The organism is Pseudomonas quercus, from assembly GCF_012033695.1.
GTDB lineage: Bacteria > Pseudomonadota > Gammaproteobacteria > Pseudomonadales > Pseudomonadaceae > Aquipseudomonas > Aquipseudomonas quercus.
Genome location: NZ_JAAVJI010000003.1, coordinates 154,608 through 181,098, shown reverse-complemented (window position 1 = coordinate 181,098; position 26,491 = coordinate 154,608). Strand labels below are relative to the sequence as shown.

The following is a 26,491-nucleotide window of genomic DNA, read 5'->3' as shown; positions in this document are numbered from 1 at the left end:
CGCGAGCAAGGTATGGCCCTGTTAAGTGTATTGCTGGTGATGACGTTGGCCTTATTGCTGATCGAAACACTGATTCGCCAGCAACGCATCACCTTGGCGGCAACCTCAACACAGTTAGACGTTTCCCAGCTGCGCCGGGCCCTTATGGCCGGCGAGGCAATGGCTATCCGGCGTTTGCCGCGCTGGGAAAAGGGCAAACCGCCCATGGTTCACCTAGGGCAGCCTTGGGCTGAGCCCTATACCTGGGTGCTGGAGGATGGCACCCGAGTGCACCTAACGACGAAGGACCTGGCAGGCCGCTTCAACCTGGGCGTGTTGACTGGCAATCGTCCAAGGCGGGGGGCAGTCTCGCAATTCGAGCAGCTGCTGGCGGCTCTTGACCTTCCGGCTGTACCGCTCTCTGCCGTTCAGGTATCAGGTTGGCGTGACCTCAGCCAATGGCGGCTGGTGCCCGGCGTCACCCGGCCTTGGCTTGAACGGCTAAGCCCAGCAGTGGCCTGGTTGCCCGAGGCGGCGAGGTTGAACGTCAACACGGCCGCTGCACCGGTATTGGCGAGCCTAGGCATTCCCTTGAGCGTTGCACAACGTCTTGTCAGGGACCGGCCGCGCCAAGGGTTCAGCACTCTCCAGGCCTGGCGCCTGCAGCCGGGCCTGGAAAACATACCGCTGGCTGCTAACGACCTGGGGCTGACCAGCCGATGGTTCCGGCTTGAACTGCTTGCCGAGAAGCACCAACGCCGCTTGCGCCTGTTGACCGATATTGAACTGGCGCCTGCAGATGGCCACCCCCGCATCCTAAGGCGCGGGTTACGCGCCCCAGACGAGAATGGGCCCGCCTCATGACAACCTGGCTATACCTGTTGCCTCAACGCTGCGAGGCCCTTGCATCACAGCCCTGCTGGGTATTTAGCCCAACCGTGGGAAACCTTGAAGCGCCCTTGGCACATGCGGCCCATTTGCTAGGCAGGCAACGGGTTAACGTCATCTTGCCTGTTGAGCGGTTCAGCTGGCACCTGTGCGCACCGTGGAAAGAGCGCCGTGCACCTACGCCTGAGGCATTGCTGTTCGAGCTAGAAGAACAACTGCTTCAGCCACTGGAAAGCCTGCGGGCTTGGCGCGGGCAACGTGATGCCCAAGGGCGGTATGCCGCCTGGGTCACCGACCGTGAGCACCATGCGGCGCTAGCTCATGGCCTGCGCAGCGCCTTGCCAGGCATCAGCGCCCTCTATATCGATGCAGACCTGTGTGGGCCGCAGGAGCCCGGCGCAGTATGGTGCGCCAACCGTTGGCTCATAGGCGGGGAGGGCTTGCCAAGGCTGGCCGCGACGGATGCCTGGCTAAGCGCGCTGGAACGTACCCTAACTCAGCCAATCCCCCGTTTGTACGCACCTGAGACAGGGTTGGAATACATGGAACAGGTGCTGAGCACTGCGCCTAGCGGTATTGACCTGCTCGAAGGCGCCGGCCGCCTGGCCTACCGGCCCTATGGCCTTGCGCTTGCGCTGGCTACAGGCTGTTTCGCCCTGATGTGCGCGGCCGATTACCGTACCGGTACGGCACTGCTGGCGGGCAATCAAACGCTTGCTCAATACAATGAGCAGCGTGTGGCTCAGCTGTTCCCTGGCCAGCCCTTAACACCGGCGCTGTTGGCGCGGCTATCACACGCTAAAGCCGGTCAAGTGTCCTCTGCCTTATCAACGCTTGGGCCATTGCTGCAGCGCATGGATGCGACGCCAGGGTTGCAGCTTCATGCCGTGTCTTTGGCTCCAGGCAAGCAGTGGCGAGTAGCGCTGAGCGCGCAGCGTCTTCAGGACGTTCAGGCGCTAGAGCAGGGCACCTGGCGGGTGATGGATGTGGCAGCGCAGGGCAGTCGCTGGCGTGGCACGCTTACGGAGGGCGGAAAGTGAACCTGACGGGGTGGGGGCTTCGATTGTCCGTTCGCGAACGCAGGGGGCTGATACTGGCAGCCGTGGTATTGGTCGTTGCTGGGGCATGGCGAGGCGTATGGCTTCCGCTGCAGTGGCGCAACGCAGCAGCACTGGACCAGCAGGCTGAGCAAAAGGCGCTGGCCCACCAGCTTGCCGGTATTTCCCCAGCCCAGGCTGGCGGTAACCCGTTAACGGCGCAGCAGCTTCACCAAACCGCGTTGGACGCCGGGGTGCAGTTCAAGCGCCTGGATGTGTCCGGTAATCGTGCTCATTTGAGTGTGCAGGGTACAGCTGGCACCGTTTGGCCATGGCTCGAAGCGGTCGATCGTTATCGCATAGCGTTCGAACAGCTGGACCTGACAGCGGGCGGTGGTCAATTGCAGTTGACGTTAACCCTGTCTGGCCTGGCCCAGCCTGATTAAGTTTGGATTCATCTCGCGGGGTTACGCTTTGTTCATTCCAGCACTGATGAGGCTACTTGCATGAAACTTCGTTATCTTTCGATCTGTGTTCTGCCACTGCTTGGTATGGCCGGTTACAGCCAGGCTGCAGGTTATACAGGCCCGGGTGGCCAGGCCGCCAATACAGGGGCCACAGCGGCGGCCGCAGTCGACACCGCCAAAGCTGCGACGGCTGCACCGGATGATACCCCGGCAGTGCTGGAAGGCCATATCGTCAAGAAGCTTGCTATTCAGGGCCGGGATAACCGGTATGAGTTCAAGGACGCTACCGGCACAATCCAGCTGGATATCGACAACGACAAGTGGCCGTCGGATGTTACCGACCAGCAGCGCGTACGCGTTATCGGTGAGGTGGACATGGATAACGGCAAGCAAGAAGTAGACGTTGACGTGATCCAGGTACTGAAATAAACCGCAGTGTGTTCAGAAAACCGGCTCAGGCCGGTTTTTTATTGCCTGCCAGCACCGGCAGCCTGGCCAGCTTGACCGCTACCGCCAGGGCCACCACAAGCAGCATGCCAATAAACACGCCAATACCGTTCCAGCCGCCGTAGTGCCACGCTACACCACCCAGGGTGCCGGCAAGGCTGGACCCTGCGTAATAGCTGAACAGGTACAGCGAGGACGCCTGCCCTTTGGCAACGGTCGCACGTCGGCCGATCCAGCTGCTGGCCACCGAATGGGCGCCGAAGAAACCAAAGGTGAACACCAGCATGCCCGCAAGAATGGCGCCCAAGGGGTGAAGCAGGGTAAGGCCTAGCCCCAGCAGCATCACAGCAATGGCAACCCAGAACACATTCCGCCGGCCGAACCTGTCGGCCAAGGCCCCTACTTGCGCTGAACTGTAGATGCCTGCCAGGTACACCACCGATAGCAGGCCCACCACCGCCTGGCTAAGCGCATAGGGGTCGGCCAGCAAGCGATAGCCAATGTAGTTGAACAGCGTTACGAAGCCACCCATGAGTAGAAAGGCTTCCAGGAACAACCAAGGCAAGCCTGCATCACGGAAATGCACGGTAAAGCCATCAAGCAGGCTGCGCGGGTTCAGCGCACGGCTGGTGAAATTACGCGATGGCGGTAAAACCTTTACGAATACGATGGCGGCGATCAATGCCAATACGCCTATCACCAGTGTTGCGGTGTGCCAGCTCACATAGTCGATCAGCACGCCCAGGATCAGCCGCCCCGACATGCCCCCAATGGCATTGCCGCCGATATACAAGCCCATGGCCAAGCCAATGTGGTCGGGGTGGATTTCTTCACTCAGGTAAGTCATGGCCACCGCTGCGACACCGCTGAGCGATAAGCCCAGCAAAGCCCGCATCAGCAGTACGGCCGGCCAGCTAGGCATCAAGGCGCTGGCGAGGGTACACAGCGCTGCGCTGAACAAGGCGGCAACCATGACCGGTTTGCGGCCCATACGGTCGGACAGGGGACCCGTTATCAACAAACCTATGGCCAGCATGCCGGTGGACACTGAGAGCACCAGGCTGCTTTGCGCCGCATTGATCGAAAATTCGCGGGACAGCAACGGCATCATGGGCTGAACGCAATAAAGCAGCGCGAAGGTTGCGAACCCCCCGCAGAACAAGGCGAGTACTGTTTGCACGAACAGCGGTGTGCCCTTTTCAGTCCAGCATGCCATGGAAGCATCCCCGGACGGTGCTACGGCAGAAACGGGCTTGGCCACGGCAGTTTTCACAGGATGCCTTCGTTAGTATTGAATGAAAAAAGCATATAGCCCCTAGAACATGACTTCCAATATATTATTCGACCTGTTTGATAGGTTGCGGATATCAGTATGGAGTTGCGTCACCTTAGGTATTTCATTGCCGTAGCGGAATGCTTGCACTTCGGACGAGCTGCAGCGCTGCTTGGCATCAGCCAGCCACCCCTGAGCCAGCAGATTCAAGCCTTGGAGCAAGAACTGGGCACACGGCTGTTTGATCGTACCAACCGGCGCGTGGCCTTGAGCGAAGCGGGGCGGTTGTTCCTGGATGAGGCACGCCAGGTGCTGACACAGGTCGATAAAGCGGCTGACGTCGCGCGTCGCGCTCAACTAGGTGAACTGGGCGAGTTGAAAGTGGCGTTCACGTCGTCCGCCCCGTTCAACTCCAGTATTTCGACTGCCATCCGCGGCTTCCGCCAGGCTTACCCAGCTGTTCACCTGCATTTGCAAGAGATGAGCAGCCAGGATGTAGCCGACGCATTGCTGGAAAAACGTGTGGACGTTGGTTTGATGCGCCCTTTGCCCCTGGCCGATGCCCTGCACGCCGTGGAGCTGTTTCGCGAACCCCTCGTAGCCGTGGTGAATGCAGGCCATCCATTGGCAATAGCACCAGGCGATGGGTTGTACATGACAGCGCTGGCCGAGGAGCCCTTTGTGTTCTTCCCGCGCAGCTATGGCAGTGGGCTGTACGCCCAATTGTTAAGCCTGGCCAGGGAAGCGGGCTTCAACCCCCACATCGCTCAAGAGGCCAGCGAAGCCATGACGATCATCGGCCTCGTATCGGCGGGGCTGGGCGTGTCGGTATTGCCTGCGTCCTTTCGCTCTATTCGCATCGATGGTGTGGCGTACCGGCCGTTGCTCGATCCGGCAGCGGAGTCCGCCGTATGGCTGGTACGCCACACGGAACCCGGCTCGGCCATGGCTGAGGCTTTCACTGCACTTTTGCTAGGCCACCGTTGAGCAAGGTGGCATTTGCCCCGCTTTCACGGTACATATCATTGAGCAAGGTCAATGACTGGAGGCAGGTGCAATGCGGCGTGTGGTATTCAATCAGAAAGGGGGTGTCGGCAAATCCAGCATCGCCTGCAACCTGGCGGCAGTCAGTGCCAGTGCCGGTTACCGAACGCTGTTGATCGACCTTGATGCCCAGGCCAACGCCACACAGTACCTGACTGGGCTGGCAGGTGATGAGGTGCCTGCCGGGATCGCGGCGTTCTTCCGTAACACGCTGGCCTCAGGCGCGTTCGGCAAAAAGAACGCAGTGGATATCTACCAGACGCCTTTTGACAACCTTCACCTGATCACCGCCACGGCCGAATTGGCGGACCTTCAGCCCAAGCTTGAGGCCAAATTCAAGATCAATAAGCTGCGCAAGCTGCTTGACTCGCTGGATGAAGACTACGAGCGCATTTACATCGACACACCGCCCGCGCTGAATTTCTATGCCGTTTCCGCCCTGATCGCTTCCGACCGTGTACTGGTGCCCTTTGACTGCGACAGTTTTTCTCGCCAGGCCCTATATGGGCTGATGGACGAGATCCGCGAACTACGAGATGAGCACAACGAAGCCCTCACCATTGAAGGCATTGTGGTCAACCAGTTCCAGCCGCGTGCAGCCCTGCCCCAGAAAATGCTGGACGCGTTGATCGCGGTAGGCTTGCCCGTATTACCGGCCTACCTCAACGCCTCGGTGCGCATGCGCGAATCCCACGAGGCAAACCAGCCCCTGATCTATTTCGACCCGCGGCACAAGCTGACGCAGCAGTTCGTAGCCTTGCATGACCTGTTGGAGGGGCACTAATGAGAACGCTTGGCCTAATGGGCGGAATGAGCTGGGAATCGACCGCCACCTACTACCGGTTGCTTAACGAAGGTGTACGGGACCGTCTGGGCGGTTTGCATTCGGCGCCACTAATTGTGCATTCCGTAGATTTTGCCCAAGTCGCCGCTATGCAGAAGGCCGGTGAATGGGAGGCTGCAGGTTCTCTGCTCGCCGATGTCGCTCAAGGTCTAGAGCGGGCAGGTGTCACGGCACTGCTGCTGGCGACAAACACCATGCACAAAATCGCTGAGCTCATTGAAAGCGCAGTCAACATTCCCTTGTTGCATATAGGCGATGCTGTAGGTGCCGAGTTGCAGAGCCAAGGCATCAATACAGTTGCCTTGATCGGTACCCGGTTCACCATGCGCGAGCCATTTTATCGAGAGCGGTTGTTTGAGCGCTTTGGTCAGCGAGTGCTATTACCAACCGATGCCGAAATGGACGAAATCGACCGGGTCATTTTCTCCGAGCTGTGTTGTGGGCAAACCCTCCCCCAATCCAAGACCTTTTACCTAAAGTGCCTTGAACGGCTGCATGCCGAGGGGGCGGAGGTAGCGATCCTTGGCTGTACTGAAATCGGCTTGCTGGTCGGTGATCAGGATACGCGCCTGCCATTGGTTGATAGCACGGCGGCGCATGTGCGGATGGGGCTGGCATGGATGATGAGTCAGGACTGATCAGGGCGTAGCAGGGTAAACGCTCACGCTCATGGGCAATCAAAGCCTGGCGCCTACAGGTCAGTACTAACAGTGATAAGCAGGTTTCAACACACCCCACCCGCCGCATACCCAGACGCCCACGCCCACTGGAAGTTGAAGCCGCCCAAGTGGCCGGTCACATCCAGCACCTCCCCGATGAAATACAAGCCTGGGCTTTTCATGGATTCCATGGTTTTTGAAGACACCTCACGCGTATCCACACCGCCCAGTGTGACTTCTGCCGTGCGGTAGCCTTCCGTACCGGCCGGCACCAGTTCCCAATGACCCAGTTGATCGGCCACGGCCTGCAATTGCGCGGGCGTGTACTGTTTCAGAGGGCGGGATTCGAACCAGGTGTCGCACAGCAACTGGGCCATCTTGCGTGTGAACAAGTCGCCCAGCAGGGTGCGGAGCTCAGCGTTGGGGCGTTCGGCCTGGGCGGCCTGGAGCCAACTCAGCGCGTCATGATCAGGTAGCAGGTTGAGCGTAACCTTGTCTCCGGCTGCCCAGAACGACGACACCTGAAGCATTGCCGGGCCGCTCAGGCCCCGGTGGGTGAACAGCAGGTTCTCGCGGAAGCTGTGGCCGTTGCAACTGGCGATGCAGTCCACCGATGTGCCTGACAGCTCGGTGCACAGGGCCTTGAGCTGATCGGTGATGGTGAAGGGCACTAGCCCGGCACGTGTGGGCAATACGGTATGGCCAAACTGCCGCGCCAATTGATAGCCGAAACCTGTAGCGCCCAGGGTGGGGATGGACAAGCCGCCGGTGGCGATCACCAGCGACGTACATGCCAGCGCACCGCCGCTGGTGAGCACACGGTAGCCCCCTTCAACGGCCTTGACCTCTTGAACACTGGTATTGAGCCGCACTTCGGCGCCTGTGCGTTTGCATTCGGCCAGTAGCAGGCCAAGGATGTCGCTGGCCTTGTTGTCGCAGAACAGCTGCCCCAGTTTCTTTTCGTGATAGGGCACGCCATAGCTTGCCACCAAGTCAATGAAGTCCCACTGGGTGTACCGGGCCAACGCGGATTTGCAGAAATGGGGGTTCTGGGACAGAAAATTCCCAGGCTCTGTGTACATATTGGTGAAATTGCAGCGCCCACCGCCCGACATGAGAATCTTCTTGCCGGCCTTGTTAGCATGGTCAATCACCAGTACAGAGCGCCCACGCGCTGCTGCCGTGGCCGCGCACATCAGCCCCGCTGCACCTGCACCGATTACGATAACGTCTGGTGTCACAGCTGGCGTACTCGTAGGGAGCGGCCTTTGATCTTGCCATTATTGAGGCGAGACAGCGCCTGCTTGGCCACGCCACGCTCAACCGCCACAAAGGCTTGGTGGTCGAAGATCGCGATCTTGCCCACCTGGGCGCCGGGGATGCCAGCGTCGCCGGTGAGTGCGCCCAGAATGTCACCTGGCCTAACTTTGTCCTTGCGTCCGCCAGCAATACACAGCGTGACCATAGGCGGTATCAGCGGGCCCTCTCCCTGGTGTTTCAGCTCTTCAAGTGGGCGCCAGCTGATCTGGGCCTGCTGAAGCGCTTCGATGGCCTGTGCACGATGGGCCTCGGCGGGGGCTACCAGGCTCACGGCAATACCGCTCTCGCCTGCGCGGCCGGTACGGCCGATGCGGTGTACATGGATTTCTGCGTCCCGGGCCAGCTCCACGTTAAGCACCAGGTCCAGGCCCTCAATGTCGATACCCCGTGCGGCGACATCGGTGGCCACCATCACGCTGGTGGAGCGGTTGGCAAACAGTGCCAGTACCTGGTCCCGGTCGCGCTGCTCCATATCGCCATGCAACGCGCTGGCACTGATGCCTTTACTTGTGAGCAGGTCGGTCACGTCTTGGCACTGCTGGCGGGTGAAGCAGAACGCTACGCAGGATTGTGGCCTGAAATGCCCCAGCACTTTGAGCACGGCGCTCAAGCGGTCCTCGGCCGCCACTTCGTAGAAGCGCTGCTCGATCTTCACGTTGCTGTGCAACGAGGCCACCTTGACCGTGCGCGGGTTACGCATGAAGCGAGCTGCCAGGGTCTCGATACCCTTGGGGTAAGTGGCCGAAAACAGCAGGGTCTGACGGCGGCTAGGTGTCTGCTCGATGATTGCCGAGATGGCATCCACAAACCCCATGTCCAGCATGCGGTCAGCTTCATCCAACACCAGTGTGTTCAAGCCGCTGAGCACCAGTGTGCCTTTGTCCAAGTGCTGCTGCACCCGGCCTGGCGTACCTACGATGATATGTGCGCCGTGTTCCAGCGAGCCCACCTGGGGGCCAAAGGGCGTACCACCGCACAGGGTCAACACCTTGATGTTGTCTTCGCTGCGGGCCAGGCGGCGGATTTCCTTGGCCACTTGGTCGGCCAGTTCGCGGGTAGGGCACAGCACCAGGGCCTGGCAACCAAAGTAGCGTGGGTTGATGGGGTTCAGCAGCCCGATACCAAAGGCGGCGGTTTTACCGCTGCCGGTACTGGCTTGGGCGATCAGGTCGGCACCCTCGAGAATGGCCGGCAGGCTCTGGGCCTGGATCGGTGTCATTTGCGTGTAGCCCAGCGATGCCAGGTTAGTGAGCATCGCAGGTGACAGGGGCAAGGTTTCGAAGGCGGTGGCGGTCATGGAGCGGTCCTGCACAAAAAAATGTTGCGCAGTCTAGCAGCCTATGGCCGTTCTCCCTATGCATCCGGGCCGGGTGGCGGACGAACTGCGCGACGCCCAACTTCCGGGGACAGCTGCACGAAAATGGTGGCCGCAAACATGGCCATCAGGCCAATGGTGAGGAAGGTCCAGTGGAACGCCCCCAAGATGCTCTCAACCCCTTCTTCGCTCACCACCGATGACTCAAAGCCACCCAGTAGCGCGCCAGCACAAGCTACGCCCAGGCTCATGGACAGTTGGGCGACCACCGCCAACAGGCTGTTGCCGCTGCTGGCTTCCTGATCCCCAAGGTCGATCAGGGTAACGGTGTTCATGGCCGTGAACTGCATGGAGTTGATGGCCCCCAGCACTGCCAGGTGAATCATAAGCAACGTGTAGGGCGTTTGAGCATCCACCAGCCCCAGGCTGGCCAGCATCACGCCCAAGGCTACGGTATTGGTGGTGAGTACCTTGCGGTATCCAAAGCGCCCGATTAGCCGGCCCGCCAAGGGCTTGGCCACCATGGCTGCGGCAGCCAATGGGATCATGCTCATGCCGGCCAGAGAAGGTGAATAGCCCATACCCACTTGTAGCAGCAGCGGCACCAGAAACGGCAAGGCGCCCGAGCCCAACCGAGCAAAGAGGTTGCCCAGAATGCCCACGGCAAAGCTGCGGGTGCGGAACAGGCTGGCAGCGAATAAAGGCGCGTCTACATGTACCGCACGCAGCCAGTACGCCGCCAGGCACGCCATGCCGGCGAACAGCAGCAGCATGACCCGCAGGTGGGGCAGGTGCAGCTCACCCAGCCCTTCCATGGCGATGGTGATCAGCACCATCGCCGCGCCGAACAGGCCAAAGCCGAGCCCATCGAAGCGGGTGCGTTCACCGCCTGGCAGCTCTGGCAGCAGCTTGTGCACTGCCCAGCAGCCCAGAATGCCCACGGGCAGGTTGATCAGGAAGATCCAGTGCCAGGTCAGGTACTCCACCATCCAGCCGCCCATGGTAGGGCCGATCAATGGCCCCAGCAGGCCTGGCACCGTGATAAAGCTGAGGATGCGCACCAGCTCCGAACGCGGGTAGGCCCGCAATACCACCAACCGGCCTACCGGCAGCAGCAACGCACCGCCCAGGCCTTGGAGAATGCGCGCAGTCACCAGCATAGGCAGGGTAAAGGACACTGCGCACAGCAAAGAACCTACCGTGAAGATCCCGATGGCGGTCATGAACACGCGCTTGATCCCAAAGCGGTCCGCTACCCAGCCCGAAGCCGGTATCAGCAGTGCAACGGTGAGCATGTAGGCGATGACCACCGACTGCATGCGCAAGGGGTCTTCGGCCAAGTCGCGAGCCATGGCGGGGAGGGCGGTATTGAGGATGGTGCCATCAAGCGACTGCATGAAGAAGGCGATGGCCACCACCCAGGGAATCCAGCGGGCGGTGGCGGGGTCGAGCGTAGCGTGGGTAGGCATATTACCTCTCGGATGGTAAGGCCACGCTCAGCCCCGTATGCGCTAGAGCGTCAGTTTCAGGCTGCTGACCAGCGCGCCGGGCAGGCGGCTCGAATCGGTGTGGCGTTGTTCGTAGGTATCGCTGGAAACGATCAGTTCGCGTTCCTGGGTCAGCCCTAGCAGCTTGTCCCCTAGCAGATCATAGACGCTGTCGTCGAAGCGCATGGTGTCGACCGGGCCTACGATCTGACCGTCCTCTACCCAGAAAGTGGCAAAGCGTGTCAGCCCGGTCAGGCGTGCAGCAGGCAGGTCCGAATAATTGAGGTACCACAGGTTGTTGATGTACAGGCCGCGGTCAAGGGCCGCCGGCACCTCCGCCAGGGCCAGCACCCCGGCAGCCATGTCTAGCGCGACTGGCGCTTCACCTGCATCAGCCCCATTGTAGGGCAACCCGTATTCGGTGGCGCTGCGGCTATTGGCCAGGCGCCCGCTGGCCTGGCCTGCGGTAATCAGAGGCACATCGTGGCGTGGCCTGCCTTCGGAGCTGAAGGCGGGGCTTAATGACCCAGTGACCTGTTCACGCAGGGTCACAGCGGGGTTAAGGCTAAGTTGCCTCGCGTAGAGCTTTTGCAAAGGGCTGGCCTGGCTGGCAAGGGCCTGTGCCGAAAAGCCGCCCCAGGCCAGCATGCCTAGCAGTTCACCCATGGCCGCAGGCGCCAGGTAGGCACGGTGGCAACCGGGCTTTACAACCACAGTAGGCAACCCCAGGTACTTCAATTGCTCACGGCCCCGCGCAAGCTGCCGGTCGAACGCAGCGGGGTCCCAGACAGGCCCGGCAACACTGGTTTTGACGGCCTGGCCGTTTTCGTGGAACAGGCTCCAGTCCAGGTGCAGGCTGTAAGCATCGTGCCAACCGAACGCACCGGCGCTGTTGGCAAAGCCCCGGCTCACCGGGCCGTTGGCCAGGATACCTACCAAGTCCAGCCCCTTCGCCGCAGCGCAGACATGATTCACTACCGCTAGGGTATCGGCCCTGTTGTCGGGGGCCAGGTTGCGTACCTCCCAAGGTGCTGTATGGGGTGCCAACCAAGGGTCTGGGGCAATCAGCGGCAACAGCTGTCGTAGTTGGGAAACCCCGGCCTGCACTTGGGCCAGGTCTTGGGCGGTGCCGGCCAGGGTGAGCTGAAGGCTGGCCTGGCGAACGCCATCGTTCAAGGCCAGCGTGAGCATGGCCTGTTTGACCTGCCCCGCCTGGCGTACCTGGGCATGGTTGAAGCGTACGAAGTCTGACGTTTCAGCCGCCAGCGAAACGTTCAGGTGCTCACCAGGGCGCAGGGTCTCTATCGCTGCCTGGGCCAGCTGCTCGAACTGGGCCGCGCGCATCATTCCTGCCCACCAAATACGTCAATGTTCCCGAACAGGCAGGGCGGTGACGCATGGCCTACCCGGATTATCTGGTTGGGTTCGCCCTTGCCACAGTAGGGTGTACCCAGCACGCCAAGGCTGTCGCGGTCGCCTACGCCTGTGAGGCTGCGCCAGAAACTGGCGGAAATGCCTCGGTAATTGGGGTTTTTCACCACGGCGCCCAGTTGGCCGTTTTCAATCAACTGGCCCCACTGGCAACCGAACTGGAATTTGTTGCGGGCATCGTCAATGGACCAGGACCGATTGGTGCGCATGAGAATGCCGCGCTCTACTGAAGCGATCAGTGTTTGTAGCGATTGCTGCCCTGGCTCGATGTTGAGGTTGGCCATGCGGTCGATGGGCGCACGGTTCCAGCTGGAAGCTCGGCTATTGGCCACACCCGGCAACCCGCTGCGTAGCGCCGACAAGGCACTACCCAGCGGGCGCTGCAGGATACCGTCGCGGATTAGCCACGTTTTGCTGGCTGAAGTGCCGTCATCATCAAAGCCATAGCTGGCCAGCTCTTCCGGCAGGGTAGGGTCAAAGGTGACGTTCAACAGCGGTGAGCCATAGCGCAGGCTGCCAAAGTCTTCCAGGCGAACAAAGCTGGTACCTGCATAGTTGCGTTCATCGCCCAGAATGCGGTCCATCTCCAGCGGGTGGCCGATGGATTCATGAATCTGCAGGGCCATCTGGTCTGGCATCAGCAAAAGGTCGCGAGCGCCCTCAGGGGTATTGGGCGCCAGCAGCAACTGCAACGCTTCGTCGGCTACCTGTTCGGCGCTACCGGCCAGGCCAAGGCGTTCAAGGACTTCCAGGCTACCCTGTTGGCCAAAGTTCTCGCGGCCCAGGGTGCGGGTCTGGCTGTCCGTGCTATTGGCGGCCGTTACACTCACACCGGGGTACACAAAGCGAAACGCCTGGCGCAGTTCGCCACCGGCGCTGTTGAAATACAGGTGCTGGACGTCGCTGATACCCAGTGTGGTTTCCCAATTGGCAAAGCGAGCGTCAGCCGGAACCCGAGCCGCTTCAGCCTGTAGCAGCGCCACGCAATCGCTAAGCGCAGCGAACGGCTGTTCCACGCCAGGCGCGAGGTAATCCTGGCGAGCCTGGGTCATGGCCAAAGGGGCCTGGTCGATCAACCCATGGGGGCCAAGCTGCCGTGCCAAGGTTTCGGCACGGTTCAGTGCCTGTTGCAGGCCCGCCTGTGACAGGTCGCTGGTGGCGGCATACGCCTCGTTGCCCCCTACCCGCGCTACCAGCATTGCGCCTTCATCCAGCACCAGGCGGGGCGGCTCGGCAACGCCGCGGCGCACGCACAGGTACTGGTCGGCCTGGCGCACATGGCGCAGCGAAAAAGCATCTGCCCCAGTGCGCAAGGCTTTAAAGCGCTCGCGCAGGGTAGCAGTTTGGGCAAACAGTGGGCCGCTCAGATGGGGCAACCTTTGGCACGCAGGATCGCATCGAAACGCTTCGGGTCCAGGGTGCCATTGGCAATGCCTTCCAAGGTAGCGCGCTCACGGGCCAGCAGGTCGTTGCAGCGTTGAACCAGTTCCGGCAATTCAGCACGTGCCGCAGCGACTACGCCGTCGCCGTCACCGATCATGAGGTCACCTGGCATTACCAGCATGCCGGCGCAGGAGATGGGTACGTTGATTTCGCCGCCGCCATCAGTGCTAGGGCCACGGTGTACTGCGCCGATAGCGTACACAGGCAGCTCGCCGGTCTGCCATTCGTCTACGTCACGCAGTGCGCCGTTGATGACGACGCCGGCAATGCCTGCCTTCAGGGCCATGGCGCGCATGATGCCGCCGAACACGGCGCGGGTCAGGTCCGCGCTGCCGTCGATGACCAGCACGTCGCCTGGGCGAGCCATCTGCATGGCCTTGAGGATCATCAGGTTGTCGCCCGGGCGAACCCGCACGGTCAGTGCGCTGCCCAGCATAGGCTTGTTGCCATGAAACGCCTTGAGGCCCAGGCCACCAACATTACGGCCCAGGCAGTCGCTTACTGCAGCGGCGGGGATCTTGCTGAATTCTGTCAGCCACCGCGGATCAAGCGGCTCGACGTTGGGATTGATCATGTAGCCAGCGGGCCATTTGCTGGAAGATACGACATCAAACATAGGGATAAAGCCTCGGTGAAACCTCGACGCCGGCCGATGCCAGCAGGGCGGGGAACTTTTCTCTTGGGTGAGCAAGCTTAGGCCCGGTGTCCGGTACACCGCAAGCAGTGGCTGGCCAATGGCTTAACTGGGGCTGAATCGTTTAGCCTTTGAAGGGTGCAGGCCGCTTGTCGGCGCGAGATCGCAAGGGCTACAGGTCTCGCCAGAGGGAATCGAAATCTTCGTCGCGCGCGGCTACGTCCAGGCTGGCGGGTTTGGCAGGGGCCTGTGGTGCCTGTTCGGCAAAGCGGTACTCGAACTGATTGAAGCTGCCCGTGCTGGAAAGGCGCTTCAGCAGGCTGGCCCTATGCTCGCTTCCGTTAGTATTGAGCACGACCTTGTGGCCTTCCTGGAACGGCAAGCGAGGGGCCAGCAACGTAGCGGGAATATCGATGGCACGGATTTCCGGCAGTACCAGCCCGCGCAGGTACTCGCTGTGCGGGTCATCCCCTCGTACCAGTTGCAGACCACACGGCTGCGCATGGGGAGCGATCAATTCGATGCCCATCTGTGTACCGCCGTCACGTACCTGGCGAATCCACCTAACCACGGCCACGCTCCAACCTTGGGAAGGGGTATCCTGAATGCCTACCAGCTCGCCTGCCTGCAGTTGAGAGGGCACTTCCTTGCGCCATGCCAGGCAGTAACCGCCTGGGCTGTGGTTGACGATCTGCAGCCCATAAGTGGGGAACTCAGGAGGTTGCCCTTGCTGATGGGCGCGTTCGGGCATGTACTCGATCTCTTCGACTGCCGGCACCTCTATTACGGGGCCCCAGACACCCTGCTTGCCTAGCGCATTGAACTGAGCGGAGGTGGTGCTGCCGGGCAGCCCCAACTGTTCACCAAAGGTGCGCTCGCCGCCCAGGTAGTAATGCATGGCACTCATGCCGATGCACACAGTGAGATGGCCTTGGCCCGGCGTGCGTTGGAACGTGCGCTCGGCCACGTCGCCCCAGGCCGCTGCCACATGCTGCAGTACATCACTGCTGAAACCAGGCGGCACCGCCAGGCGTGCCTGCGGGCGCTGCTCTTCGGGCAGCGTAAGGAACTCGGAGATGTAGTGTGCCAGTACTGAGGTATCCAGCCCTAGCAGGTCAGGCAGTTCAGTCGGCTCGAACAAAGCCTTGTAGCGAGGTGGCCCATCGATTGTAGGGGCAATGGCGAACAGGCTGCTGACGGCCAGTGCGGGCTGCATGCGAGCATACTGGCTCCAGCCTTCGAGCATTTCGGCCAAGCGCATGATCGCCGTTTGCCGCATCTGGTTGCAGCGAGAGCTGCCTAGCAACAGCGCCGCTACATAGGTTTGCTCCGGCGTGAGGGCCTTCACATGATGAGCAAGGTTGTCTGCTACTGAGGTGTGCTGCACCTTATGTTCGCAAGCGGTAAGGTACAGATGATGCAGGTCCAGCCATAGCCGTTCTGGTACAGGGCAATACAGCAACGCTGCCCGCACCAAGGGGCCATAAAGGCAATGGGCGGCCCGTTGTAGCGAAATGGCCAAGGCCGTCGACTGTTCACGACCCGCCGACGCCAGGCGTATCACGATGATCTTGTAGCCCACAGCGAGGTGGTTCTGCAGCGCTTGGCACAAGTTGACGACCTTGCGTGCGCGCTCGTCCAGCACAATGGCCTGGTTGAGGAAGTGCCGCTCCAGCTGCTTGCAGACGTAATACACCTCCGGGCGCAGCAATTCGAGCAGCTGTAGCCGGTTTTCACTGGGTGTTACCAGCTGGTTGAGTTCGGTAAGCCCCTGGTACAGCAGCCGCGCCGTTTCCCCAATATTGGCCTTGGGCAACTGCGAGATCCATCGCTTGAGGTCGCGCGGGTTCGCCTCGCAGAACGACAAGGTGTTCTGCGTGGGAGTGGGCGCACGAAGCGACAGATGGGCATTGGGGCGAAGCATCCGCTGGTTCCTGATCATCGTCCGAGGTAGGTACGGCATTGGCCCGAACACGCATGGCCTTTGGCGGACCTTCGTTCATTGAACTCTAACAGCATCCCGATAAGGCCGCACTCGCTGCAAGGCACATCACGGCGTAACAGTAGGCATCCCCAGCGACTGGCCCATGCGTACGGGTGACACTGCGGCCAGATGATGCCCCCAGGTCACTTGGTCTGGCCCGAACAGCATGATCACCGTGGAACCCAGCTTGAACCGGCCCATTTCAGCCCCTTTTTCCAGGTGAATAGGGCCACGGGCCGCTTCGTCGTAGCGCCAGCTTTTCAAGGTGCGCTTGGGGGGCGTTACCAACCCGGCCCAGACCGTCTCGATGGAAGCGACGATCATGGCACCCACCAGTACCATGGCCATGGGGCCGCGTTCGGTATCGAACAGGCACACCACGCGCTCGTTGCGTGCGAACAGTTCAGGTACGTTCTCGGCGGTTGTCTGGTTCACCGAGAAAATTCGGCCCGGAACGTAGATCATCTCCCGCAGGGTGCCTGCCAGTGGCATGTGCACGCGGTGGTAGTCCCGTGGTGACAGGTAAACAGTGGAAAAGCTGCCGCCCATGAAGGCAGCAGCGTGCGCAGGGTCGCCGCCGAGCAGCTCCAGCACGCTGAAGCTGTGCCCTTTTGCCTGGAAGATGCGGCCGTGTTCGATGGGGCCCATCTGGCTGATGGCGCCGTCAGCGGGTGAAAGAATGGCACCAGGGGTAGGGTCCAGCGGGCGGGCATCGGGCTTGAGGGCCCGGGTGAAGAAGGCGTTGAAATGCTCATAGGCATTCTGGTCTTCGACCAGTGCTTCGCTCATGTCCACATTGAACCGCCGCACAAACCAGTTGGTGAACGTGTTCTTCACCCAGCGTGCGCGTGATTCTGCCAGGCAGCCTGCCAGCCGGGACAACAGGTGGTGGGGCAGCAGGTACTGGGAAATGATAAACAGCCGATCTTTCATGAAGTGCCCTTAAAGGTCGATAGGGGTGTCAGGGTTATTGCCCCATTCACCCCAGGAGCCGGCATAGGCTTTGACTCGCGGGTAACCGAGTGCCTTGGCGGCCAGATAGGTAAAGCCTGACCGATGGTGGGTCTGGCAATGTGTAATGATTTCCTTGTCCGGCGTGATGCCGAGCGCTTCCAGCACCTGAGGAAGGTCCTTGCGAATGCGCAGGTGACGGGTAGGGTCCATGCCGGCGGTCCATTCGAAGTTCACGGCGCCGGGCACATGGCCACCGCGCGCAGCCACAACCTTTTTCCCGGAAAACTCCAGAGGGCCACGAGCGTCCCAGATCACCAAGTCCGAAGCGCCCAGGCGGCTGCGCAAATAATCGAGCGTGGCCGTTGGGCCGTCGTCGACAGCCAGGTTTACAGGTGTAGACAGCGGCGCAGGCACTTCAGTGCTGAGGGGATAGCCTTCGGCCTCCCAGGCCAGCAGGCCACCATCCAGGTAGTGATAGCGGCTGTGGCCGATGACGTCCAGTAGCCAGATGAACCGGCCCGCCCAGCCACCGCCTTCGTCGTCGTACACCACATACGTGGCCTGCGGGTTATGGCCAAGCTCGCCAAACAGTGCATTGAGGCTGGCCAGGCTTGGCAGGAGCCCCGGCGCTGGCGCGGTGCCCAATTGGGTGCGGGAGGGCGCAACGAACCGGGCACCTGGAACATGCCCGGCGGCGTAACGCGCCTGGCTGGTAAGGTCGACCACGATCAGGCCGGGCGCATTCAGGCGGGCTGCCAGGTCTGAGGGTTCGATGATCAGCCCCAGGTCAGAGAAGTCAGCCATACAGGAATCCTTGGTGGGTAAGAGGCCAGATTGTAGCGCAACCCTTAGCGGCTGCGGCTACTGAACACCGTCAAGGCGTGCTCGATACATTGAGCTGTTTTGCCAAACGCCTGAACGCTGGTTTCGGCCATGGGTTGCCCACCTTGGTCGGCTAGCACCAGCATCAACACGCGATCCTGGCTGGCAATTGAGCGCAGCAGCAGGTGCTCGCCGCGAAACATGACCCGTAGGCTGGCAGGCACAAGCCGGGACAACGATGCGTTGTTTTCAGGGGTAAGCCGCAATTGGCCGGGGCGCTCCACCAGGCGCTGCAGAAGAGGGGCATGGCTCAAAGGCATGCTCAGGTCCACGGCTGCCTTTGGGAGCCCGGCAATCAGGTGAACGCGCAGGTTGGCCTGGGCCTTGTCTACCATCAGCAGGGCCACACGGCGCATGCCGCAGGCTTCCAGCGCCTGCATGGCTACCCCCATCAGGTGCATGGCGTTATTGAAAGGGCTGGGCGCCTGGCGCAGGGTCAGACAATGCTGGCGCCACAGCGCCAAGGCCTCCTGGCTCGGCCCGGCCACTGGCAACAGGCCAGGGTGCACGCGACGTTCATGCAGCGGCCAGACCAGGGCCATGGCCGGGTGCCAGAGCCCAGGGCCGGCGTGGCTATGGGCACTCTGCACCGCCTGTACATGTGCCTGCTGCTGCACCTGCTCTAACGGTGCCTGCGTATACAGCGCCAGTAGCTGTTGCCAGCGCAGCACATGGGGCGTACCCCAGCCCTGCTCGCAAGCCAGGGCCATGCCGTTGGCCAGCAACACGGTGGTGGCGGGTTGGTTGAGCCAGCGGTAAAGCTCTGGGTCGCTGTCCAGCTTATGCTGCTGGGCCAAGGGGGCGTCCTGGTTACGGGCGATCAACATGGCCTTGGTGAGTGAGCGCCGCTCCAGGGTAAGGGCGCGGTAGCCCTGGCGCACCCAGGCAGGGAGCCCCCAGTAGTCTGCCAATGCCTTGCACAGGTCCAACACCCGTATGCCAAACAGCTCGTGCTCCACGCGGCCCGGGTTTTCACCCTTGTGCAGCACGCGCAGGTCCCACTCCTCGAACAGCTTGGGTTCGGTCATCGCCAAAGGCCATAGCGGTGCCAGAAACAACAGGCTGCCCCAGTGTATTTCCTGCCACAGTCGCGCCAGGCGGGCGGCAAAAAAGCCGCTGGCTTGCTGGGTAGCGTGCTGGCTGATCAGCTGGAGTTGGCGCAGGGGCAGCGGGATGTCTTCAGGTGCCATGGCTGGCACGCGTGCCAGCAACTCGCCGGTGCGCTGCAAGCCCAGGCGGTTGAGGGCGATTTCCAGGCTCTCGGCTGGCTCCACCAGGGTATTGCTGGCCTGCAGGTTGGCTTCGCGGATAACGTTGAGTACCAGGGCCGGGCTGCCCTGCATGCATTCTGCGATGTCTCGCAGCGAACTGCGGCTATCGTTGAGTACAGCGCATACGCGCTCATGGCTGGCACGAGGGACCGGAATGCGAACGTTACCCAGTGATTTAACCCAGGTTTCAAGGCTCTGCTGCCGAACGGCTGACATAGGAGGTGGCGCTCGCGTACGTGTGTTTAAGAAAACGTAACTATAGTCTGGCGCAGTTCTGCCGATAGGTAGAAGCAGAGATTGAAACGGCCTTGCGCCAGTTGTCCCACGTTTGCGAAGTGTTCCTGACCTATGGCTAAAATTATCGGCATTATCGTCGTATTCGCGAGCGTTCTCGGCGGGTACGTCCTTTCCCACGGAAAAATCGCGGCCCTGATCCAGCCTTTCGAGGTCATGATCATCGGCGGGGCATGCTTGGGGGCCTTCCTTCAGGCCAACCCAGGGTCGGCGACCATGCACGTGCTCAAGAAATCGTTGAAGATGTTCAAGAGCCGGTTTACCCACGCCTTCTACTTGGAAGTGCTGGGCCTGGTGTACGAGATCCTCAATAAAAGCCGCCGTGAAGGCATGATGGCCATCGAAAGCGACATCGAAGATGCCGCCGCCAGCCCGATTTTCGCCAAATACCCGGCCGTGCTGAACGATGCTCGTATGACCGCGTTTATCTGCGATTACCTGCGCATCATGTCCTCGGGCAACATGGCGCCCCATGAGCTGGAGGGCCTGTTCGACATGGAACTGCTGAGCATGAAGGAAGAGTTGGAGCACCCTTCCCATGCCGTGCAGGGCATTGCCGATGGCTTGCCAGGTTTCGGTATCGTGGCGGCTGTACTGGGTATCGTGGTCACCATGGCTTCCCTGGGTGATGGCGACAAGGCAGCCATTGGCGGTCACGTGGGTGCGGCCTTGGTCGGTACGTTCTTCGGTATTCTGGCGGCCTATGGTTTCTTCGGGCCCTTGTCGACGAGCCTGGCCCATGACGCCAAGGAAGAAATGAACGTGTTCGAAGCCATCAAGGCGTGCCTGGTAGCCTCTGCCTCCGGCATGCCGCCTACCCTGGCAGTGGAATTCGGCCGCAAGGTGCTGTACCCCGCCCACCGTCCGAGCTTTGCCGAGCTCGAACAAGCGGTTCGCGGTCGCTAAGCCATGGAGAACAATCAGCCGATCATCGTCAAGCGCGTAAAGCGCTTCGGCGGAGGGCACCACGGGGGTGCCTGGAAAATTGCCTTTGCCGACTTCGCAACCGCGATGATGGCCTTCTTTCTGGTGCTGTGGCTGTTGTCTGAAGCCACCCCGGAGCAGAAGCTTGCTATCGCGGGCTATTTCAAGGACCCGATCGGCTTCACTGAAAGCGGCTCACCTTACGTGATCGACCTGGGTGGGTCGCCCCAGCTGGCGCCTGACCATACGCTGAACCCGGAAACCAAGGACACTCCGCCAAAACCTGAAGCGGAAAGCTCGGTGGACCCGGACCAGGCTGAAAACATTGCTGAGAAGGTGGAAAAGGATCGCTTGGAGCTGCTGCTGCAGGAATTGCAGAACAAGGTGGACGAGAACCCGCAATTGCAGAAATTCAAGGACCAGATTCTGTTCGAGATCACGCAGGACGGCCTGCGCATCCAGATCATGGATGCTGAGAACCGCCCCATGTTCGACTTGGGCAGTGCCCGGCTCAAACCCTATTTCGAAGACATTCTACTAGCGATGGCCGATACCATCAAGGAAGTGCCTAACAAGGTCAGCATCAGCGGCCATACCGACGCCAAGCCCTATGCGGCCAGTGCAGACTTCGGCAACTGGGAGCTGTCGGCCAACCGTGCAAACGCTGCCCGGCGCACGCTGGTGGCAGGCAGTTACCCTGAATCACAGATTGCACGTGTGGTGGGCTACGGTTCGTCTTCGCTCTTTGATCGCAAGAACCCGCTGAACCCGGTAAACCGCCGTATCGACATCATCGTGCTGAACAAGAAGGCCCAGCGTGATATCGAGGGAGAGCAGCCGGATAGCCCGCCAGCCACGGCGCCTGCTACACCGGCGGCACCTGGCGCCGCTGCACCGCCCACAGCACCTGCGCCAGCAGTGCCCAGTGCTGCCAGCGGACAGATCCCTACGGTCCAGCCTAGGGACCTGCGAGAGAAGGTGAACATCTTTGACAACGGCGCCTTGCAGATGCAGGCACCGGCACCCTCGGCCCGGCAATTGTAGCCGGGCGCAAGGGGAGGCCTGAGGGCAGAGGGTGTGGGCTCAGTTCCCGGTTTAAGCCTGCAGCTTCGCCCGGTCTCACACAGTGAACCGGCTCAGTAGCGTTCTTGTGCCAGGCTGGCAATGATCGAGCGATAGCTGTGCATGCGTTGAGGGTGAATACGGCCCTCTTCCAAGGCCATCAACAGGGCGCAACCCGGCTCGCGGTCGTGCTTGCAGTCGCGGAAGCGGCAGTGGCCGAGCAGGCCGTCGAACTCGATAAAGCCTGCTTCCACATCCTCACGGCTGACATGGGCCAGGCCGAACTCCCGGATGCCCGGTGAGTCGATCAGGTCGCCCCCTTGAGGGAAATGGAACAGCTTGGCCGTGGTGGTGGTGTGCTGGCCCTGGCCGGACCACTCCGATAGCGCGCCCACCCGAGCCTGGGCCTCAGGCAACAGCTGATTCACCAGCGACGACTTGCCCACACCGGACTGGCCCACGAATACGCTGGTGTGCCCCTTAAGCCGCGCCTTTAGCTGCTCCATGCCATCACCCTCATGGGCGGACACCTCCAGCAGCGGGTAGCCCAACTGCCGGTACGCCTCTAAAAGGTCGTTAAGCCTGCCCTCGTTGTCGGCGTTGATCAGGTCAGCCTTGTTCAGCAGCAGCAGGGGCCGGATGCCCGAGTGCTCCGCTGCCACCAGATAACGGTCGATCAAGTTGGCCTGAGGCTCAGGCGCGGGTGCGAACACAATCACGATAAGGTCGACGTTTGCTGCGACGGGTTTGAGTTGCCCGCGGTGGTCGGGGCGGCACAGCTCCGTGCTGCGTGGCAACTGCGCCACGATAACGCCAATGCCTTGGTTGCCGGCGCGCCATACCACTCGGTCCCCCGTAACCATGGCCGGCAGGTTGGCCCGCAGGTGGCAACGGAACACCTCGCCTGCCCGCTCGCCTTGCTGGGCTTCCACTTCAACCTGAACCCCGTAGTGGGCAATGATCAGGCCGGTCTCTTCCGGGCCCAGATCGCCGCCTTCAAGCACTTCTACGGCGTGTGACTCACGTTTGGCGACGCGTTCGGCGCGCTCGTTCTGGATCTTGTCGATACGCCAGGCCTGGCGACGGTTGAGTTGGCGTTTGGCCATGGGATTCCTGGAAAAAAGCACCGACAGGGGCGCGCAGACGACGGGGATGGAGCGAGCCATGAGTCTAGCATGCCCCGGTGCGCTACACTTCCCAGTCTTGTCGAGGAGAGTGCAATGCTGAACCCCACCAACCTGATCTGGATCGACCTGGAAATGACCGGCCTGGATCCGGACACCGACGTCATCATCGAAATGGCGACGATCGTTACAGACAGTGAACTCAATACCCTGGCTGAAGGGCCAGTGATTGCCATCCACCACAGCGATGAAGTACTGGCACGCATGGACGAGTGGAACACGCGTCAGCACGGTGGCTCGGGCCTTACCCAGCGGGTGCGTGAAAGCCAGGTGTCCATGGCCGAAGCCGAAGCCCAGACTATCGCGTTTCTAGAGCAGTGGGTACCTAAGGGCAAGTCGCCGATCTGTGGCAACAGCATCTGCCAGGACCGCCGTTTCCTGTACCGCCACATGTCGGCGCTGGAGGGCTACTTCCATTACCGCAACCTGGACGTTTCCACGCTCAAGATTCTGGCGGGCTTATGGGCGCCGGAAGTGCGCGACAGCCTTAAAAAAGGCGGCAGCCACCTGGCACTGGACGACATCCGCGACTCCATTGCCGAGTTGCAGCACTATCGCAAGCATTTCATCAAGGCGTGATGCACTGCCCGTGGCGGCCCAAGGCCCACTCTACATGCTCGCGAACGAGCGCCGAGGGGTGGTCGCGGCGGGCATTGAGTGCCTCGACCGCTGCAATGGTAGTTGGCGCATTGCCCAGGCCCACTGCCAGGTTACGTAACCAGCGCTCGTAGCCTGCACGGCGCAGGGGTGAGCCTTCGGTCTGCGCCAGAAACTCCTGCTCATCCCAGCGAAACAAGGCGGCCAGTTCCGCATTGTCCAAGCCGTGACGTGGGCTGAAATCGCGCTCGGCTGTGGGCCGGGCGAAGCGGTTCCAGGGGCATACCAACTGGCAGTCGTCGCACCCGAATACGCGGTTGCCGATCAGAGGGCGCAGGTCTTCAGGAATCGAGCCTTTGTACTCGATCGTGAGGTAGGAAATGCAGCGCCGGGCATCCAACTGATAGGGGCCCACAAAGGCCTGTGTGGGGCAGATGTCCAGGCATGCGGTGCATTTGCCACAGTGCTCGGAGGCCTGTGGCGGGTCGGTGGGCAGGGGCAGGTCGACGAACAGCTCGCCCAGAAAGAAATAGCTACCGGCCTTACGGTTCAGCACCAGCGTGTTCTTGCCAATCCAACCCAGGCCGGCCTGTTCGGCGATGGCTTTTTCCAGCACGGGTGCGCTGTCCACAAACGCCCGGTAGCCAAAGGCACCAATCACGGCAGTGATACGCTCGGCTAGCTGCTGCAGGCGTTTGCGCACGAGCTTGTGGTAATCCCGGCCCAGCGCGTAGCGTGAAATGTAAGCAGCGTTTGGGTCTGCCAGGCGTTCGGCCATGCGTGTGTCACCGGGCAGGTAATCCATGCGTACCGATACCACACGCAAGGTGCCAGGCACCAGCTCATCGGGCCGCCACCGCTTGCTGCCGTGGGCACCCATGTAGTCCATTTCACCGTGATAGCCGGCGTCCAGCCAGCGTTGCAGGTGCTGCTCGTGCTCACCGAGCGCCAGGCCGCTGATGCCGACTTGCTGGAAGCCGAGTTCGCGCCCCCAGTCCTTGATGGAGGAGGCCAGGGCAGTGAGGTCGATGACGGCGGCGGACATGAAAAGGGGAAACCGAAGCTTGGGTGCGTATAATTCTGCCAGACATCCAGGCTTATGGTTGAACGATGGCACAGGAAGATACCGCTTTACCCGACGTACTGTACTCCGCGCAGCAAGTTCGCGACCTGGACGCGCGCGTGATCGCAGCCGGTACGCCCGGCTTCGACCTGATGCAGCGTGCCGCCAAGGCATGCTGGCGAGCGTTACGCCTGCAGTGGCCGCAGGCCAGGGCGCTGACGGTGCTGGCAGGCGCTGGCAACAATGGTGCTGACGGCTACCTGGTCGCTGCATTGGCGCAGCGCGCCGGGTGGCAGGTGACGGTGTACACCCTGGCCGACACCACTGCCCTGGCGGATGACGCGGCGAAGGCCTATGCCGAGGCCTGCAGCGACGGCGTGAACATACAGCCATGGGCCCCAGGCGCACCCCTGAAAGGCGTGGTGGTGGATGCCCTGTTCGGCACAGGCCTGGCACGCGACGTTCAAGGTGTTTATCAGCAGGCCATTGAAGCAATCAATGCCAGTGGCCTGAGCGTACTGGCGGTGGATATACCTTCCGGGCTGAACGCTAGCACCGGGCATGTAATGGGTAGCGCCGTGCGCGCCGATATGACCGTGACCTTCATCGGCCTCAAGCTGGGCCTGCTGACGGGTGAGGCCCCTGCACTGGTGGGCCGACTGGTATTCGACCCACTGCACACCGACCTTGCTCTAGCCCACGGTATTCAGGCCGAGGCGCAATTATTAAGGCCGGGTAACCTGAGCCTGCCAGCACCGCGCCGGGCTACGGCACACAAGGGCCAATTCGGTCGCGTGCTGGTGGTCGGTGGTGAACAAGGCACCGGTGGTGCGGCCATCATGGCGGCAGAGGCTGCCCTGCGCAGCGGGGCGGGCATGGTGTCCCTGGCCACTCGGCAGGCTCACGTGGCGCCGGCGCTGACCCGGTTGCCCGAGGTCATGACGGCCAGCGTGGCATCTGCCAACCAGCTCCGCCCGCTGGTGGAGGCCGCATCGGTCCTGGTGGTAGGCCCCGGCCTTGGCACAGCGGCCTGGGCGCGCAGCCTGGTTTCTGTAGCGGCGACGCGGCAGGTGCCTCAAGTGTGGGATGCCGACGCGCTGAACCTGTTGGCAAAAGGCATCGTGCGCCTGCCGGAAGGGTCTGTCATCACTCCGCACCCTGGGGAAGCGGCGCGCCTGCTCGGTATCGACACCGAGCAGGTGCAGAAGGACCGGCCCTCGGCGGTGCGCGCTTTGGCCGGCCGATACCGTGCTACCTGTGTGCTCAAGGGGGCCGGCAGCCTGGTCGCGGCGCCTGACGGTAGGCTGGCCCTGTGCAATCATGGGCACCCGGCCATGGCCACAGGTGGGCTGGGCGATGTGCTGTCGGGGGTGATCGGCGCATTGTTAGCTCAACACCTAGCGCCGTTCGAGGCGGCCTGCCTGGGCGTGTGGCTGCATGCCAGGGCCGGTGAGTTGCAAGGTGCACAAGGGCGAGGGTTGGCCGCAGTCGACCTGATCCCCACCATTCGTCAGTTGATAGAGGAACTTGCGCCATGCAAAGCCTGACGCTATTCATGCCAGACGAAGCGGCCATGACTGCCCTGGGTGCCAGGCTCGCCGCAGTTTCCAGCGGTAAAGGCACCGTATTCATGGAAGGGGACCTGGGGGCGGGCAAAACCACCTTGTCACGGGGCATCGTTCGCGGTTTCGGGCACATGGGCGCTGTCAAAAGCCCCACCTTTACCTTGGTCGAGCCTTACGAGCTAGGCGATGTAGCCCTTTATCACTTCGACCTCTACCGTTTGGCAGACCCCGAAGAGCTGGAGTTCATGGGTGTCCGTGATTACTTCGACGGCCATGCACTGTGCCTCGTGGAGTGGCCAGGCAAGGGCGAGGGCGTTTTGCCAAAGCCAGACCTGACCATTACCATAAGCGCCCAAGAACAAGGGCGCCGTCTCGAATTGCACGCCAGCAGTTCGTTGGGTGAAACGTGGTTGGGCGCACTTGCGCCGGTTATTCAATGAAGG

General features: G+C 61.5%; 25 protein-coding genes. 12 read left to right on the top strand and 13 right to left on the bottom strand.

The annotated features are described in order from the left end of the window. The first annotated feature begins 12 nt into the window (after positions 1–12). The 4 genes from HBH25_RS07210 to HBH25_RS07195 are packed head-to-tail and all read left to right on the top strand — an operon-like array spanning position 13 to position 2,800. Positions 13–843, top strand: a complete 831-nt coding sequence (locus HBH25_RS07210; protein WP_168082969.1) for a type II secretion system minor pseudopilin — start codon at positions 13–15, stop codon at positions 841–843. Further along, complete coding sequence (locus HBH25_RS07205) at positions 840–1,907, top strand: hypothetical protein (protein ID WP_168082967.1); 1,068 nt, start codon at positions 840–842, stop codon at positions 1,905–1,907. The genes HBH25_RS07210 and HBH25_RS07205 overlap by 4 nt, the downstream gene beginning before the upstream one ends. A 23-nt stretch (positions 1,908–1,930) precedes the next feature. Beyond that, the gene (gene gspM / locus HBH25_RS07200) at positions 1,931–2,350 is read left to right on the top strand and encodes a type II secretion system protein GspM (RefSeq protein ID WP_168082965.1); all 420 of its coding nucleotides are present in this window, start codon (positions 1,931–1,933) and stop codon (positions 2,348–2,350) included. A gap of 60 nt (positions 2,351–2,410) precedes the next feature. Continuing rightward, complete coding sequence (locus HBH25_RS07195) at positions 2,411–2,800, top strand: NirD/YgiW/YdeI family stress tolerance protein (protein WP_168082963.1); 390 nt, start codon at positions 2,411–2,413, stop codon at positions 2,798–2,800. Positions 2,801–2,825: 25 nt separating this feature from the next. Here HBH25_RS07195 and HBH25_RS07190 read toward each other — a convergent pair whose 3' ends face one another. Next, complete coding sequence (locus tag HBH25_RS07190; protein WP_420708443.1) at positions 2,826–4,091, bottom strand: MFS transporter; 1,266 nt, start codon at positions 4,089–4,091, stop codon at positions 2,826–2,828. 99 nt (positions 4,092–4,190) lie between these two features. Between HBH25_RS07190 and HBH25_RS07185 the strand changes: the two genes are divergently transcribed. The 3 genes from HBH25_RS07185 (at position 4,191) to HBH25_RS07175 (ending at position 6,617) form a co-directional block, all read left to right on the top strand. Further along, the gene (locus HBH25_RS07185; protein WP_168082959.1) at positions 4,191–5,078 is read left to right on the top strand and encodes a LysR family transcriptional regulator; all 888 of its coding nucleotides are present in this window, start codon (positions 4,191–4,193) and stop codon (positions 5,076–5,078) included. A gap of 70 nt (positions 5,079–5,148) precedes the next feature. Continuing rightward, positions 5,149–5,919: a ParA family protein gene (locus HBH25_RS07180; RefSeq protein WP_168082957.1), complete on the top strand. Its 771-nt coding sequence runs from the start codon at positions 5,149–5,151 to the stop codon at positions 5,917–5,919. Beyond that, the gene (locus HBH25_RS07175; protein ID WP_168082955.1) at positions 5,919–6,617 is read left to right on the top strand and encodes an aspartate/glutamate racemase family protein; all 699 of its coding nucleotides are present in this window, start codon (positions 5,919–5,921) and stop codon (positions 6,615–6,617) included. Before HBH25_RS07180 ends, HBH25_RS07175 begins: the two co-directional genes overlap by 1 nt. 86 nt (positions 6,618–6,703) lie before the next feature. Here HBH25_RS07175 and HBH25_RS07170 read toward each other — a convergent pair whose 3' ends face one another. From HBH25_RS07170 to HBH25_RS07125, 10 genes are all read right to left on the bottom strand, one after another. Then, the gene (locus HBH25_RS07170; protein WP_168083507.1) at positions 6,704–7,834 is read right to left on the bottom strand and encodes a BaiN/RdsA family NAD(P)/FAD-dependent oxidoreductase; all 1,131 of its coding nucleotides are present in this window, start codon (positions 7,832–7,834) and stop codon (positions 6,704–6,706) included. Between the two features lie 41 nt (positions 7,835–7,875). After that, positions 7,876–9,255, bottom strand: a complete 1,380-nt coding sequence (gene dbpA, locus HBH25_RS07165; protein ID WP_168082953.1) for an ATP-dependent RNA helicase DbpA — start codon at positions 9,253–9,255, stop codon at positions 7,876–7,878. Positions 9,256–9,311: 56 nt separating this feature from the next. Next, complete coding sequence (gene mdtD / locus HBH25_RS07160; protein WP_168082951.1) at positions 9,312–10,742, bottom strand: multidrug transporter subunit MdtD; 1,431 nt, start codon at positions 10,740–10,742, stop codon at positions 9,312–9,314. Between the two features lie 42 nt (positions 10,743–10,784). Beyond that, the gene (locus tag HBH25_RS07155) at positions 10,785–12,104 is read right to left on the bottom strand and encodes a metallopeptidase TldD-related protein (RefSeq protein ID WP_420708453.1); all 1,320 of its coding nucleotides are present in this window, start codon (positions 12,102–12,104) and stop codon (positions 10,785–10,787) included. Beyond that, on the bottom strand, positions 12,104–13,546 hold the full coding sequence (locus HBH25_RS07150) for a TldD/PmbA family protein (RefSeq protein WP_168083506.1): 1,443 nt from the start codon (positions 13,544–13,546) through the stop codon (positions 12,104–12,106). Before HBH25_RS07150 ends, HBH25_RS07155 begins: the two co-directional genes overlap by 1 nt. A gap of 8 nt (positions 13,547–13,554) precedes the next feature. Then, positions 13,555–14,250, bottom strand: coding sequence for an RraA family protein (locus HBH25_RS07145; protein WP_168082947.1), 696 nt, complete (start codon positions 14,248–14,250; stop codon positions 13,555–13,557). Positions 14,251–14,440: 190 nt separating this feature from the next. After that, positions 14,441–16,192: a molecular chaperone gene (locus HBH25_RS07140; protein WP_168082945.1), complete on the bottom strand. Its 1,752-nt coding sequence runs from the start codon at positions 16,190–16,192 to the stop codon at positions 14,441–14,443. Positions 16,193–16,318: 126 nt separating this feature from the next. Beyond that, entirely contained in the window at positions 16,319–17,185 is an 867-nt protein-coding gene (gene asd, locus HBH25_RS07135) for an archaetidylserine decarboxylase (protein ID WP_168082943.1), read from the bottom strand. 9 nt (positions 17,186–17,194) lie between these two features. Further along, on the bottom strand, positions 17,195–18,010 hold the full coding sequence (locus HBH25_RS07130; protein ID WP_168082941.1) for a rhodanese-like domain-containing protein: 816 nt from the start codon (positions 18,008–18,010) through the stop codon (positions 17,195–17,197). Positions 18,011–18,054: 44 nt separating this feature from the next. Then, a complete protein-coding gene (locus HBH25_RS07125; protein ID WP_168082939.1) occupies positions 18,055–19,575 on the bottom strand; it encodes an HDOD domain-containing protein in 1,521 nt (506 codons plus the stop codon). Positions 19,576–19,707: 132 nt separating this feature from the next. On the opposite strand from HBH25_RS07125, the gene motA reads away from it, so the two are divergent. Continuing rightward, a complete protein-coding gene (gene motA / locus HBH25_RS07120) occupies positions 19,708–20,559 on the top strand; it encodes a flagellar motor stator protein MotA (RefSeq protein ID WP_168082937.1) in 852 nt (283 codons plus the stop codon). A 3-nt stretch (positions 20,560–20,562) separates the two neighbouring features. Then, positions 20,563–21,621: a flagellar motor protein MotB gene (gene motB, locus HBH25_RS07115; protein WP_168082935.1), complete on the top strand. Its 1,059-nt coding sequence runs from the start codon at positions 20,563–20,565 to the stop codon at positions 21,619–21,621. A 92-nt stretch (positions 21,622–21,713) separates the two neighbouring features. Here motB and rsgA read toward each other — a convergent pair whose 3' ends face one another. Next, on the bottom strand, positions 21,714–22,745 hold the full coding sequence (gene rsgA / locus HBH25_RS07110) for a small ribosomal subunit biogenesis GTPase RsgA (protein WP_168082933.1): 1,032 nt from the start codon (positions 22,743–22,745) through the stop codon (positions 21,714–21,716). A 114-nt stretch (positions 22,746–22,859) separates the two neighbouring features. On the opposite strand from rsgA, the gene orn reads away from it, so the two are divergent. Next, positions 22,860–23,402, top strand: coding sequence for an oligoribonuclease (orn, locus tag HBH25_RS07105; RefSeq protein WP_168082931.1), 543 nt, complete (start codon positions 22,860–22,862; stop codon positions 23,400–23,402). On the opposite strand, the gene queG is transcribed toward orn, so the two are convergent. Then, positions 23,392–24,465, bottom strand: a complete 1,074-nt coding sequence (queG, locus tag HBH25_RS07100) for a tRNA epoxyqueuosine(34) reductase QueG (RefSeq protein WP_168082929.1) — start codon at positions 24,463–24,465, stop codon at positions 23,392–23,394. The two genes, orn and queG, sit on opposite strands and share 11 nt — an antisense overlap. A 65-nt stretch (positions 24,466–24,530) precedes the next feature. Between queG and HBH25_RS07095 the strand changes: the two genes are divergently transcribed. Together HBH25_RS07095 and tsaE are read left to right on the top strand one after the other, a co-directional pair. Further along, positions 24,531–26,030, top strand: coding sequence for an NAD(P)H-hydrate dehydratase (locus HBH25_RS07095; protein ID WP_168082927.1), 1,500 nt, complete (start codon positions 24,531–24,533; stop codon positions 26,028–26,030). Then, positions 26,018–26,488 (top strand): tRNA (adenosine(37)-N6)-threonylcarbamoyltransferase complex ATPase subunit type 1 TsaE, encoded by a 471-nt coding sequence (tsaE, locus tag HBH25_RS07090; RefSeq protein ID WP_168082925.1) that lies wholly within the window; start codon positions 26,018–26,020, stop codon positions 26,486–26,488. The genes HBH25_RS07095 and tsaE overlap by 13 nt, the downstream gene beginning before the upstream one ends. Positions 26,489–26,491 lie beyond the last annotated feature (3 nt).

Coding starts and splice junctions, on each gene's coding strand:
- HBH25_RS07210 (WP_168082969.1), top strand. CDS start 13: ATGGCCCTGTTAAGTGTATTGCTGGTGATGACGTTGGCCTTATTGCTG.
- HBH25_RS07205 (WP_168082967.1), top strand. CDS start 840: ATGACAACCTGGCTATACCTGTTGCCTCAACGCTGCGAGGCCCTTGCA.
- HBH25_RS07195 (WP_168082963.1), top strand. CDS start 2,411: ATGAAACTTCGTTATCTTTCGATCTGTGTTCTGCCACTGCTTGGTATG.
- HBH25_RS07185 (WP_168082959.1), top strand. CDS start 4,191: ATGGAGTTGCGTCACCTTAGGTATTTCATTGCCGTAGCGGAATGCTTG.
- HBH25_RS07180 (WP_168082957.1), top strand. CDS start 5,149: ATGCGGCGTGTGGTATTCAATCAGAAAGGGGGTGTCGGCAAATCCAGC.
- HBH25_RS07175 (WP_168082955.1), top strand. CDS start 5,919: ATGAGAACGCTTGGCCTAATGGGCGGAATGAGCTGGGAATCGACCGCC.
- HBH25_RS07170 (WP_168083507.1), bottom strand. CDS start 7,834: ATGTGCGCGGCCACGGCAGCAGCGCGTGGGCGCTCTGTACTGGTGATT.
- dbpA (WP_168082953.1), bottom strand. CDS start 9,255: ATGACCGCCACCGCCTTCGAAACCTTGCCCCTGTCACCTGCGATGCTC.
- mdtD (WP_168082951.1), bottom strand. CDS start 10,742: ATGCCTACCCACGCTACGCTCGACCCCGCCACCGCCCGCTGGATTCCC.
- HBH25_RS07155 (WP_420708453.1), bottom strand. CDS start 12,104: ATGCGCGCGGCCCAGTTCGAGCAGCTGGCCCAGGCAGCGATAGAGACC.
- HBH25_RS07145 (WP_168082947.1), bottom strand. CDS start 14,250: ATGTTTGATGTCGTATCTTCCAGCAAATGGCCCGCTGGCTACATGATC.
- HBH25_RS07140 (WP_168082945.1), bottom strand. CDS start 16,192: ATGCTTCGCCCCAATGCCCATCTGTCGCTTCGTGCGCCCACTCCCACG.
- asd (WP_168082943.1), bottom strand. CDS start 17,185: ATGAAAGATCGGCTGTTTATCATTTCCCAGTACCTGCTGCCCCACCAC.
- HBH25_RS07130 (WP_168082941.1), bottom strand. CDS start 18,010: ATGGCTGACTTCTCTGACCTGGGGCTGATCATCGAACCCTCAGACCTG.
- HBH25_RS07125 (WP_168082939.1), bottom strand. CDS start 19,575: ATGTCAGCCGTTCGGCAGCAGAGCCTTGAAACCTGGGTTAAATCACTG.
- motA (WP_168082937.1), top strand. CDS start 19,708: ATGGCTAAAATTATCGGCATTATCGTCGTATTCGCGAGCGTTCTCGGC.
- motB (WP_168082935.1), top strand. CDS start 20,563: ATGGAGAACAATCAGCCGATCATCGTCAAGCGCGTAAAGCGCTTCGGC.
- rsgA (WP_168082933.1), bottom strand. CDS start 22,745: ATGGCCAAACGCCAACTCAACCGTCGCCAGGCCTGGCGTATCGACAAG.
- orn (WP_168082931.1), top strand. CDS start 22,860: ATGCTGAACCCCACCAACCTGATCTGGATCGACCTGGAAATGACCGGC.
- queG (WP_168082929.1), bottom strand. CDS start 24,465: ATGTCCGCCGCCGTCATCGACCTCACTGCCCTGGCCTCCTCCATCAAG.
- HBH25_RS07095 (WP_168082927.1), top strand. CDS start 24,531: ATGGCACAGGAAGATACCGCTTTACCCGACGTACTGTACTCCGCGCAG.
- tsaE (WP_168082925.1), top strand. CDS start 26,018: ATGCAAAGCCTGACGCTATTCATGCCAGACGAAGCGGCCATGACTGCC.